This window comes from Psychrobacter sp. 4Dc (genome assembly GCF_002836715.1).
GTDB lineage: Bacteria > Pseudomonadota > Gammaproteobacteria > Pseudomonadales > Moraxellaceae > Psychrobacter.
The window spans coordinates 1-1,268 of the sequence record NZ_PJAT01000138.1 but is presented as its reverse complement, the minus strand read 5'-3'; the positions used below and the strand labels follow the sequence as shown (position 1 = coordinate 1,268).

Genomic DNA, 1,268 nt, shown 5'->3' with positions numbered 1-1,268 from the left:
TCGAAATAAAATTAGTTAACGCACTTTTTTAACCAACCTGTCTAAAAAACCCTGGTGAACTAATAAATCCTCTCTATTTTTAAATTTTAAGTTTCTTCTATCAGCTAACTTTTGCAGCTGTCCCAAATGATACAAAATATTGACAATAAATATTTTGGCTTTCATTTTTATCTTTATTTTAAGTAGGTATTCTTTTAAGTTATATTTTTTATATATTTTTAACAAATCATTATATGACTCTATCATTTTTCTTTTATTTATATTACCTTCTTCTCTGTAATATAATAAAAGCTCAGGTAATACTGCCATTTTGAAATCACTTTTACTTATAGCTCTAGTCCAAAGCTCAAAATCTTCTGCTCTGGGGTATTCTTCAGAATATCTATTTCTCTCAAACCAAGACCTACGGCCCATCACAGAAGGATGCACAATAGGATAGCTAGTTCTTATACTAGAGAAGTCATCGTACAAAGAACCTACTTTTCTATAGCCTTTAACTTTATTATTATTATCAATAGATACCAGCCCCGTAGATACTAAGTCGTAGCACTTGTTAGTTTCTAAAAAACTCAGTTGTTTTTCGAGCCTTTCGGGATGCATGATATCATCAGCATCCATACGGGCAATATATTTATACTTAGACTCATCAATAAGCTGGTTTAGTCGAGCAGGCAGCTTTTTATTTAGACCATCTGATATAACTCTAACTCTACTATCGATACTTACAAAATACTGCGCAATTTCTAAAGATGAATCGCTCGATCCATCATTAATCAAAATAAGCTCCCAATCTTGATGACTTTGGTTAATCACTGATTGTATAGCGAATGTCAGATAATCCTCATTATTATAAAAGGGTATTCCAATACTGACAAATCTATTAGCTTTAGACATAAAACCCTAGTCCTATAAAAGTAGAAATTAAAAATATTACCCAATGAATTTTAATACCTGATTTTATATTTTTAGAAGAAAAAACTGGAATAAAAAATAATGGGATAAAAAACCAAGAGAACAAACCCCATCTATCCGAAAAAGGAAGTTGAAAAGCCATAAAGAAAATACTACTTGCAAGTATATAGTACTTTATCAAAAGATAATAATGAAACGCCCATTTAGGATCTAATATTTTTTTTCTTATGATCAGCGCAACTATTAAAAATATGGTATTAAATAAAACAAATTGCAATTTAAAACCAACATCATAACCAAAATCATCACCACTTAAATAACCAGATCGTTTCTCATCGCTACCTATCAAGTCGACT

Annotated in this window: 2 protein-coding genes; both read right to left on the bottom strand. The window is 30.3% G+C overall.

All coding sequences use genetic code 11. The annotated features are described in order from the left end of the window. Positions 1-15 precede the first annotated feature (15 nt). Positions 16-894: a glycosyltransferase family 2 protein gene (locus CXF61_RS12205; RefSeq protein ID WP_165598385.1), complete on the bottom strand. Its 879-nt coding sequence runs from the start codon at positions 892-894 to the stop codon at positions 16-18. Continuing rightward, a partial coding sequence (locus tag CXF61_RS12200) for an EpsG family protein (RefSeq protein ID WP_193834227.1) occupies positions 887-1,268 on the bottom strand: 382 nt, incomplete at its 5' end. The genes CXF61_RS12205 and CXF61_RS12200, both read right to left, overlap by 8 nt.

What these genes read in the sequence shown, in the direction of transcription:
- CXF61_RS12205 (WP_165598385.1), bottom strand. Translation starts at nt 894, where the DNA reads ATGTCTAAAGCTAATAGATTTGTCAGTATTGGAATACCCTTTTATAAT.